8 protein-coding genes and 2 tRNA genes are annotated in these 9,696 nt (G+C 55.6%); 2 read left to right on the forward strand and 8 right to left on the reverse strand.

Features of this window, described 5'->3' with window-relative positions; all coding sequences use genetic code 11:
• Positions 1-117 precede the first annotated feature (117 nt).
• Positions 118-1,350 carry an MFS transporter gene (locus NR114_RS23630; RefSeq protein ID WP_020837491.1) on the reverse strand — a complete coding sequence of 411 codons (1,233 nt, stop codon included), beginning with the start codon at positions 1,348-1,350 and terminating at the stop codon, positions 118-120.
• 341 nt (positions 1,351-1,691) lie between these two features.
• Between NR114_RS23630 and NR114_RS23635 the strand changes: the two genes are divergently transcribed.
• Complete coding sequence (locus NR114_RS23635; protein ID WP_234528908.1) at positions 1,692-3,215, forward strand: YifB family Mg chelatase-like AAA ATPase; 1,524 nt, start codon at positions 1,692-1,694, stop codon at positions 3,213-3,215.
• 27 nt (positions 3,216-3,242) lie between these two features.
• Here the strand turns inward: NR114_RS23635 and NR114_RS23640 are convergent, their stop codons facing one another.
• Entirely contained in the window at positions 3,243-3,581 is a 339-nt protein-coding gene (locus NR114_RS23640; protein ID WP_020837497.1) for a DUF413 domain-containing protein, read from the reverse strand.
• 119 nt (positions 3,582-3,700) lie between these two features.
• Here NR114_RS23640 and hdfR point away from each other — a divergent pair, with 119 nt between their 5' ends.
• Positions 3,701-4,528 carry an HTH-type transcriptional regulator HdfR gene (gene hdfR, locus NR114_RS23645; RefSeq protein ID WP_041415741.1) on the forward strand — a complete coding sequence of 276 codons (828 nt, stop codon included), beginning with the start codon at positions 3,701-3,703 and terminating at the stop codon, positions 4,526-4,528.
• Positions 4,529-4,532: 4 nt separating this feature from the next.
• Here the strand turns inward: hdfR and yjfF are convergent, their stop codons facing one another.
• From yjfF to NR114_RS23675, 6 genes are all read right to left on the reverse strand, one after another.
• Complete coding sequence (gene yjfF / locus NR114_RS23650; protein WP_234528909.1) at positions 4,533-5,525, reverse strand: galactofuranose ABC transporter, permease protein YjfF; 993 nt, start codon at positions 5,523-5,525, stop codon at positions 4,533-4,535.
• On the reverse strand, positions 5,522-6,523 hold the full coding sequence (gene ytfT / locus NR114_RS23655) for a galactofuranose ABC transporter, ATP-binding protein YtfT (protein ID WP_234528910.1): 1,002 nt from the start codon (positions 6,521-6,523) through the stop codon (positions 5,522-5,524). The genes yjfF and ytfT overlap by 4 nt, the downstream gene beginning before the upstream one ends.
• 17 nt (positions 6,524-6,540) lie before the next feature.
• Entirely contained in the window at positions 6,541-8,055 is a 1,515-nt protein-coding gene (gene ytfR, locus NR114_RS23660; RefSeq protein WP_234528911.1) for a galactofuranose ABC transporter, ATP-binding protein YtfR, read from the reverse strand.
• A gap of 23 nt (positions 8,056-8,078) precedes the next feature.
• On the reverse strand, positions 8,079-9,035 hold the full coding sequence (gene ytfQ, locus NR114_RS23665) for a galactofuranose ABC transporter, galactofuranose-binding protein YtfQ (protein ID WP_020837505.1): 957 nt from the start codon (positions 9,033-9,035) through the stop codon (positions 8,079-8,081).
• Between the two features lie 315 nt (positions 9,036-9,350).
• A tRNA-Trp gene (locus tag NR114_RS23670) sits at positions 9,351-9,426 on the reverse strand.
• Positions 9,427-9,478: 52 nt separating this feature from the next.
• Positions 9,479-9,555 (reverse strand) — tRNA-Asp (locus tag NR114_RS23675).
• Between the last annotated feature and the right edge of the window lie 141 nt (positions 9,556-9,696).

Here is a 9,696-nt window from a genome sequence, read left to right on the forward strand (position 1 = left end):
GTGCTCGTTTCGAACTAATACCTACAGAGGTACCATAGTCCCGCGCGGCATGACAACACTTTTTTTGCGTTATTATTCGGCGCAATCTGGTCATACCTCGTGCAAAATGTCCGGTATTCAAACGTTAGCCTGCACGCCTGAGGACTTCACGGCACCCGAGATCGCTTTACCACGCGTGTCCTTGCCGAAGAACACCAACAACGCAATCACGATCGCCACCGTACCGGCGATAATCGCCATTGCCAGCCCATAATTATGGCCATGATGCTCGGCTATCGTCGCCTGCAGCGTGGCGTTGACCGAAGCAATCAGATTACCCAATTGATAAACAAACCCCGGCAGTACCGCGCGGGTATTGGCCGGCACCAATTCGGTAAGGTAAGTCGGCACCACGCCCCAGGCCCCCTGCACCATGAACTGCATCAGGAATGCGCCAATCCCCAGCATCAGCGAACCGCTGGAAAACGCCCACAGCGGGATCACCGGCAACGCCAGCAAGGCGGCAATGATGATCGCCTTCTTACGGCCGATTTTTTCCGACAGTGCCCCAAAGAAAACGCCACCAATGATTGACGCGATATTGTAGCTAATGGCAATGATACTGACGGTTTTAGGGTCGAAACCGTGCTGAACTTTTAAAAACACCGGATACATATCCTGAGTACCGTGCGAGAAGAAATTGAACGCCGCCATCAGCAGCACCAGGTAGCCGCACAGCTTCCAATGGCTCTTCAGCACCGGCAGCAATGCGCTGCTTTCCTTGCGTTCTCGGGCCGCCAGCCACACCGGCGACTCCTGCACGCAGTAGTAAATAAACGGCAGCAATAAAATGGGTGCCGCGCCGATTACGAACATGCCGCGCCAGCCGATAATTTCAAACAGCAGGCCATACACTACCGCCGCCAACAGGTAACCGAAGGGGTAGCCGGCCTGGAAAATCCCCGACATCAGGCCACGCGAACGATCGGGAATGGTTTCCATCGCCAGCGATGAGGCCACACCCCAGATCCCGCCCATCGCCACGCCGTACAGTACCCGCAGCAGCAGGAATATCGTCAACGAGGGTGCCGCCGCGGACAGCAGTTCAAACACCGAGAAGAACACGATATTCAGCATCAAAATCGGTTTGCGGCCATATTTTTCCGCCGCACGGCCAAAGATCAGCGCACCAATCGGGCGTACCGCCAGCGTCAGCAGGATCGCCAGCGTGACCTCTTCCATACCGACATGGAAAGATTGCGCGATATCGCTGAGCAGAAAGACCAGCACGAAGAAATCGAAAGCATCAAGCGTCCAGCTTGAAAAGCTGGCGATAGCTGCATTGCGTTGCAGCGGTGTCCAACCAAACATAATGTTATCCCTACCGTAGAGTACGAAGTCATGAGGTTTAGCGGCTGCCGCGGCAGAATGCAGCGGCGGTCGGATTGTGTTAAATAGGTGATTTTTATTTTAATCAATTGTTAAATACACCCATTTCCCCTCCGGTCGCAACATGGTTAGCCTGCTAATGTGTTGCAGCGTTCGCGTAATTGTTAAGGGGTATTGCCGCCCTTTGCGAAGCCCTGCACAAAAAACGGCTATCTATCTGAAACCAATAATTTTAATTACGGCTTATCGCGCAAATATTCCAAGGGTAAAGCGCGACGTCGCAACACATCCCGCATCATGTTGCCTTCAGCAAGGAGAGCAATATGTCACTGGCAGTGATCTATACCCGGGCCACACTGGGCGTTCAGGCCCCTTCGGTTACGGTGGAAGTGCATATCAGCAATGGGCTGCCCGGCCTGACGATGGTCGGCCTGCCGGAAACCACGGTTAAAGAGGCGCGTGATCGAGTGCGCAGCGCCTTGATCAATAACGGTTTCACCTTTCCCGCACGGCGTATTACCGTCAATCTGGCACCGGCCGATCTGCCCAAGGAAGGCGGTCGCTATGATCTACCGATTGCGCTGGCTATCCTGGCGGCTTCCGAACAGCTGCCAGCCGATAAGCTGGCTCACTATGAATTCCTTGGCGAACTGGCATTATCTGGCGCTCTACGGGGCGTCAGCGGAGCCATTCCCGCCGCGCTGGCCGCCATGGAGTCAGGACGGCAATTGGTTTTGGCGGCCGCCAATGGGCCGGAGGTGGGGCTAATTACGCAGAGCAAAACCCTGGTGGCGGACCACCTGTTAGAGGTATGCGCCTTTGTATTGGGTAAAGCGGATTTACCGGTAGCCCATGCGCCGCCGGCAATGAACAACGCGCCCGAACCGGCCGATCTGCAGGATATTCTGGGTCAGGAACAGGCAAAGCGCGCGCTGGAAATCGCCGCTGCCGGCGGCCACAACCTGCTGCTGGTTGGCCCGCCAGGGACCGGGAAAACCATGTTGGCCAGCTGCCTGAATGGCCTTCTCCCGCCGCTGACCGATCAGGAAGCACTGGAAAGCATCGCGGTGGCCAGCCTGCTGCATCATGCTGCGCAAGCGCTGCCATGGCGACAGCGGCCGTTTCGCGCACCGCACCATAGCGCCTCGATGGCCGCTCTGGTCGGCGGGGGTTCGCTGCCGAGGCCGGGTGAAATTTCCATGGCGCACAATGGTGTCCTGTTTCTGGATGAACTGCCCGAATTCGAAAGGCGGGTACTGGATGCGCTGCGCGAACCGCTGGAGTCCGGCGAGATCGTGGTTTCCCGCGCCAGCGCCAAAGTCTGCTTCCCGGCACGGGTACAGCTGATCGCCGCCATGAACCCCAGCCCTACCGGGCATTACCAGGGCATGCATAACCGCGCATCGCCACAGCAGGTCCTGCGCTATCTGGGGCGGCTTTCAGGGCCCTTTCTCGATCGTTTCGATCTCTCGATTGAAGTGCCATTGTTGCCACCAGGCCTGCTTAGCAAAAAGCGCATTGCCGGTGAAAACAGCGCTCAGGTACGGGAACGTGTGCTGTTGGCGCGTGAAAGGCAGCTCAGTCGAGCGGGGAAGATTAATGCCCTGCTGAACAATCATGAGGTCGAACGGGATTGTCGACTTAACGACGCGGACGCGGATTTTCTTGAAACGACGTTAAACAGGTTGGGATTATCGGTTCGCGCCTGGCAGCGGATCCTGAAAGTGGCTCGCACGCTGGCGGATTTGGCGGGAGATCGGGCTATTGATAAGCGACACTTGAGTGAAGCGCTTGGTTACCGCAGTATGGATCGCCTGCTGCTGCAGCTGCACCGCAGCCTTGAATAATAATGGGGCCCAAAGGCCCCATTAAAATCAATCCTCGCTGTCGGTGTAATCTTCCACCGCATCAGCCTGCGGCTTACCGCCGGACAGAGTATGGAATTTTTTCGGGCGACGTGTGCGCGCCAGATATTTAGCCCATACTTTTTCCTGCTCGGTAACCGGCTCGCGCTCACCGTGGCACACTGCGACGAACAACTGTTCTTCTTCAGTGGCCGGCTGGCGTTTACCCGTATCCAGCTCGTTGAACGCATACCCGAAACGCTCTAGCAATTGCGCTTCTTTAATGGTGAAATCGCCGTGACGGGAGAACCCGCGAGGGTAATGTTTATTATCAAAAAATCGACTGGTCGTGGTGAAGCTATCCGCCATCTGACACGCTCCTAATTCTCTCATGGCCGTGCTGTTTATGGCGCGGAGTATTAGATAGGCTTGACATTGTGTAAAACAAAACATTTAAATCTTAACGATAAAAATTACTGGAGATGGGTGTGGATACCGAATTACTGAAAACCTTTTTGGAGGTCAGTAGAACGCGTCACTTTGGCCGAGCCGCAGAATCCTTGTACTTAACGCAGTCTGCCGTCAGTTTCCGCATCCGCCAGTTAGAAAACCAATTGGGCGCGAATCTGTTCACCCGTCACCGCAACAATATCCGCCTGACGCCTGCTGGAGAGCGGCTTTTGCCCTATGCAGAGAGCCTGATGATGACCTGGCAACTGGCGAAAAAAGAGGTGGTGCGTTCACTGCAACATACCGAGTTATCCATCGGTGCCACGGCGTCATTGTGGGAGGCTTATTTGACCCCCTGGCTGCAGTCGCTCTATCAGCAGCGTGAGGCGTTGCAGCTGGAGGCCAGGGTGGCGCTACGGCACTCTTTGGTAAAACAGCTGCATGAAAGACAGCTCGATTTGCTCATCACCACTGAACCGCCAAAGATGGATGAACTGGCCAGCCAGCTGTTGGGGAATTTCTCGTTGCGGCTGTTCTCTTCCACCCTGCGCGATCAACATGCGCCGATGCCCTATATCAAGCTGGAATGGGGGGCTGATTTCCATCAGCAGGAAAGCCGCATGCTGGAGAGCGACACTCTGCCGGTGCTCACCACTACCTCTGCGCATCTGACCCGGCAACTGCTGGAAACCACCGGTGGCTGCGCCTTCCTGCCCAGTCAGTGGGAGAATGATTACCCGCAGTTAACCGCCATCGCCGAGATCCCGGCCATTATCCGCCCGCTGTACGCCGTCTGGCTGCAAAATAGCGACCAGCAGCCGCTGATCCGGCAACTGCTGAAAATACCTTTGAAAACCTCAGCATGAGGCGCTATAACGGCTTCAAACGAGGATGCCGGGGTTGGGTTCGGCTGCTGAGCCAAAACGCGCTTATCGCCTTCTGAAGGCCGATAAAGCAGAACAACAGAATACCGATAACGATTTTGGTCCACCACGAACTGAGCGTGCCGTCGAAGGTAATGTAGCTCTGAATCAATCCCTGGATCAGCACGCCAAACAGCGTGCCTAAAACGGTGCCCACGCCGCCGGTCAACAAGGTACCGCCAATCACGACGGCAGCAATGGCATCCAACTCCACGCCGCTTGCCGCCAGGGCATAACCTGCCGAGGTATACAGCGAGAAAATGATCCCGGACAGTGCCGCCAGCGTGCTTGAGAGCATATAAATCAGCACGGTGGTACGCTGTACCGGTACGCCCATCAGCGCGGCAGAGACCCGATTACCGCCGATGGCGTAGACGTTATGCCCAAAGCGCATACGGTGCGCCAGCACCATGCCGACCGCCACAACCAATAGCATCACCAGCGCCAACAATGTAAAGCGCCCACCGCCCGGCAGTTTCCAGGCATAGTTCGCCAGCGTCACATACAGCGGGTGATCGATGGGAATCGACTCCTCTGAAACAATAAAACTCATGCCCCGTACGAAGAACATTCCGGCCAGCGTAATAATAAACGCCGGTAGCTTCAGCACATCAATGATCCAACCCATCAGCGCGCCGAACGACGCCCCCATCAACAGCGCGATGATGAACGCATAACCCGGTGCAATGCCGTAAGTTCCGATCAACTTGGCCAGTAGCACCCCGGTGAAGGCGATCACCGAGCCGACAGACAGATCGATACCGCCGGAAAGGATCACAAACGTCATGCCGACCGCGACGATGCCCAGAAAGGCATTGTCGGTCAGCAAATCGCACCACACCCGCGTTGAGGCAAAGCCGGGAAACTGCGTGAGACAAAAAGCGTAGCCCAGAAGGAACACCAGGACGGTAATCAGCAGCGGAAGATTACGTTTGATCATGGTTTTCTTCTCCCAAGCAGGTGGCGCAGCGTGAAGCTGGGCGATTGCACCATCAACACCGCCAACACCACAATCGCCTTCAACACCAGATTAAACTCAGGCCGATAGCCGGACAGCAGAATGCCGGTATTCATCCCCTGAATAATTAATGCTCCCACTACCGACAGCAACAGGTTAAAACGACCGCCCATCAGTGAACCGCCGCCAATCACAACCGCCAGGATCGCATCCAGCTCCAACCACAACCCGGCATTGTTGGCATCAGCGCCACGGATGTCCGCCGTGACGATAACGCCGGCAACGGCGGCGCACAGCCCGCAGATCACATACACCGCCATCACCACCCAGCCGGTGCTGACACCTGCATTACGCGCGGAACGCAGATTGATGCCTACGGCTTCGATAAACAGTCCCAACGCCGTTTTACGCGTTAACAGCCAGATCAACAGCAGCATGACCGCAGCAATGATCGCCGGCATCGGCAAATACATCAGCGCACCGCTGCCGAGCCATGCCAACCCCTCTCGCTCAAAGGTGACGATTTGCCCTTCGGTAATCAGTTGGGCAATGCCGCGCCCAGCCACCATCAGCATCAGCGTGGCAACAATCGGCTGTATCTGCAGCACCGCCACCAAAAACCCGTTCCACAGGCCACACAGTGCGCCAACCGCCAGGGCGGCTGCCAGTACATAGCTCAGCGGATAACCGGCGCTGGTCAGCGTTGCCGCCGTGGCACCGGCTATCGCCATCACCGCTCCCACCGAAAGGTCGATACCACCGGTGGCGATTACCAACGTCATACCCAATGCCAATAACGCGACCGGTGCGCCGCGATTAACAATGTCGATTACGCTGCCAAACAGTCGACCGTCTTGAATATGTAGGGAAAAGAAATTCGGGGCGACCAGACTGTCGATAAGCAAAATCACCGCCAGCGCCCCCAGTTGCGTTGCTCCGGCAGGGATGACCCACCTGACTTTACGCGGCCCACTGGTCATGGAGAAACTCCTGAGGTTCATCCTGCCCCCTGTTGTGCGGCTATTACCTGCATGATTGCAGGCACCGTAATGGCGTTATGTTCAAGCTGCGCTACGTGTTTCCGGTCTCGAAGCACAACGATGCGATCGGCATAACCCACCAGTTCTTCCAGTTCGGAGGAGATCACCAACAATGCCAGACCTTCGTCACAGAGCTTTTCGATCAAGCGAATGATTTCGGCATGCGCACCAACATCAATGCCGCGCGTCGGTTCATCCAGGATCAGAAAACGGGGTTTCGTCGCCAGCCAACGTGACAACAGCACCTTCTGCTGATTACCGCCGGACAGATACTGGATTTGCTGTTCTGGCCCAGGAGTACGAATGCCCAACAGTTGGATATAGCTTTCAGTAATGCGGGTTTGCTCTTTCAGCGAGAGCGGCCTTAGCCAGCCGCGTTGAGCCTGCAGGGCCAAAATGATATTTTCCCGCACGGTCGCAGCGCCGATGATTCCATCGATCTTACGATCTTCGGGGCAATACCCTAAGCCGAGGCTGGCAGCGTTACGTGGCGTCCGGATGTTCACCGCACGCCCTTCGACTTTTACACTGCCGTTGTCGCGCGGTTTGATACCGAATATGAGCTGGGCCGTTTCGGTACGCCCCGATCCCAGCAGCCCGGCCAGCCCTACAATCTCACCCGGGCGAATCTGCAGATCAAAGGGCTCAACCATCCCGCGCCGCCCATAACCGCTGAATTCAACCAACGATGGCGCCTTTGAGGGCGTATGCTCGCTGCGTTTCAGTAATGACTCATCAAACGCGTGGCCGAGCATCATCTGTACCAGTTCCATACGCGGTAAGTCGGCGGTGGCTTTCGTTCCCACTAACTTGCCGTTGCGCAGTACGGTGATGCGATCGCTGATGCGGTAAACCTGATCGAGAAAATGGGTAACAAAGATCATTCCCATTCCCTGACTACGGAGCTGGCTGAGAATGTCCAGCAGCATGCTGACCTCTTTGGCATCCAGGCTGGCGGTTGGCTCATCAAGAATCAAGACTTTGGCGGACAGATCGACGGCCCGCGCGATAGCGATAATCTGCTGGATGGCAATGGAGTAATTACCCAGCGGCTGGCTGACGTCCAACTGCAACCCATACCCCAGTAAAAGCTGCTGAGCCTGGCGCAGCAGCTTTTTTTGATCGATCAGGCCGAAGCGCGTGGGCTCTCGCCCGATGAACAGGTTGGCGGCCACCGAGATGTTCGCCAGCAGGTTAACTTCCTGATAAACCGTACCAATGCCCAATGTCTGCGCCTGCGCGGTGCTCTGCGGGGCAATGGCGATGCCTTCCAGTAATACCTCGCCGGCGGAACGCTGATAAACCCCGGTCAACGCTTTGATCAGCGTGGATTTCCCCGCGCCATTTTCGCCCAGCAGCGCCATGATCTCTCCGCGCTGCAACGTGACATCAACCTGCTCCAGCGCTTTTACGCCAGGAAATTCAACGGATAATCCCTTAATCGTCAATAACGTCGTCTGAGAGTTAGCCATCTGCTGTTCCGCCGGTGAGTAGATTAATAACCCATGCTTTTCTTCAGCTCGAACTCCTGTTTAGCCGTATCCGGTTGCAGCAGCTTGGACTCGGTCTGGATAAACTTCGGCGGCGGGGTACCGTCTTTCTTCATCGCCAGCAGCGCATCAAACGCCGGCCCGGCCATATTCGGGGTTAGCTCGACCGTGGCATTGGCTTCACCGTTCATCATTGCCTTAAATATGTCAGGCACACCGTCGATAGAAACGATTTTGATCTGTGAGCCCGGCTTTAAACCCGCCTCTTTAATCGCCTGGATGGCGCCGATTGCCATGTCGTCGTTATGTGCATAAACGGCGCAAATATTTTTGCCGTTTTGCTCAGCCTTGATGAAGCTTTCCATCACTTCTTTACCTTTGCTGCGCGTAAAATCACCAGATTGCGAGCGGATGATCTTAACGTTGGCGGCGGAGGCTATGCCGTCAGCAAAACCTTTCTTACGGTTGAGGGCAACGCTGGCGCCCACGGTGCCCTGTAGCTCGACTACGTTGCAAGGCTTGCCGGCGACCTCTTTCACCAGCCATTCTCCTGCGACTTTACCTTCGTGCACGCTGTCAGAAGCCACCGCCGCGGTATACAGCGAAGGGTCGTTTACCTCAATCATTCGGTCGAGCAGGAATACCGGGATTTTGGCCTCCTTGGCTTCCTGCAGCACAGGCGTCCAGCCGGTGGCGACAACCGGTGCAATGAAAATGGCGTCAACACCCTGAGCAATGAAAGATCTGACCGCTTTGATTTGGTTTTCCTGTTTTTGCTGCGCATCGGCGATTTTCAGCGTGATACCCCGCTTTTCCGCTTCCTGTTTCGAAACCTTGGTTTCCGCCGAACGCCAACCCGATTCGGAACCAATCTGTGAAAAGCCGACGACCAGCGGTGCCGCCTGTCCCGTACCTACCAAAGCGCCAGTAATGGCGGCCGCTAACAGCAGACGTTTAACCATGTTGTTCTCCTCGCGTTGCCTTGGCATGGAACCACGCCGGGCAGGGATTATCGTTGTTGTGTATGCTGCATTTTTTCTGGTGAAGTGGGTGTCCTTAGGGTTGGACACACATTAGGTGTAGTCGAAAATCGGGCAGGAATAATGCGCGGCATCACATCACGGCAGAACAACCATTTTGTACATGGATCCAGCTAAAAATGTCTAAATTGGGAACGATTTCGGTGGGAGTTTTAAGCGATCTTTCAGGGGAATTATGGGAGATGGGGAAATTTCACGCAAAAAAAAACCCTTCGCTTTCGCAAAGGGTTTCTAATATGGCAGGGGCGGAGAGACTCGAACTCGCGACACCCGGTTTTGGAGACCGGTGCTCTACCAACTGAGCTACGCCCCTAAATCTCGCTTAACATTATGCCCGCTAAGATAGCAGGCATAATTTAAATAAGTGGCGGAACGGACGGGGCTCGAACCCGCGACCCCCTGCGTGACAGGCAGGTATTCTAACCAACTGAACTACCGCTCCACCGATTCTTTTACGTCACATCTTTCGATGTGGGCAAAACCGCGCTTGGCGATCCTGCTCATTACCAGTTGTCAGGCTGATAACGTTTAATTGATGCCTGGCAGTGTCCTACTCTCGCATGGGGAGACCCCACACTACCAT

It is taken from the genome of Serratia sp. Ser99 (genome assembly GCF_024519545.1).
GTDB classification, from domain to species: Bacteria; Pseudomonadota; Gammaproteobacteria; order Enterobacterales; family Enterobacteriaceae; genus Serratia; species Serratia liquefaciens.

Excerpts from the sequence above, each read along its gene's own strand:
- NR114_RS23630 (WP_020837491.1), bottom strand. The coding sequence starts at position 1,350 with ATGTTTGGTTGGACACCGCTGCAACGCAATGCAGCTATCGCCAGCTTT.
- NR114_RS23635 (WP_234528908.1), top strand. The coding sequence starts at position 1,692 with ATGTCACTGGCAGTGATCTATACCCGGGCCACACTGGGCGTTCAGGCC.
- NR114_RS23640 (WP_020837497.1), bottom strand. The coding sequence starts at position 3,581 with ATGGCGGATAGCTTCACCACGACCAGTCGATTTTTTGATAATAAACAT.
- yjfF (WP_234528909.1), bottom strand. The coding sequence starts at position 5,525 with ATGATCAAACGTAATCTTCCGCTGCTGATTACCGTCCTGGTGTTCCTT.
- ytfT (WP_234528910.1), bottom strand. The coding sequence starts at position 6,523 with ATGACCAGTGGGCCGCGTAAAGTCAGGTGGGTCATCCCTGCCGGAGCA.
- ytfR (WP_234528911.1), bottom strand. The coding sequence starts at position 8,055 with ATGGCTAACTCTCAGACGACGTTATTGACGATTAAGGGATTATCCGTT.
- ytfQ (WP_020837505.1), bottom strand. The coding sequence starts at position 9,035 with ATGGTTAAACGTCTGCTGTTAGCGGCCGCCATTACTGGCGCTTTGGTA.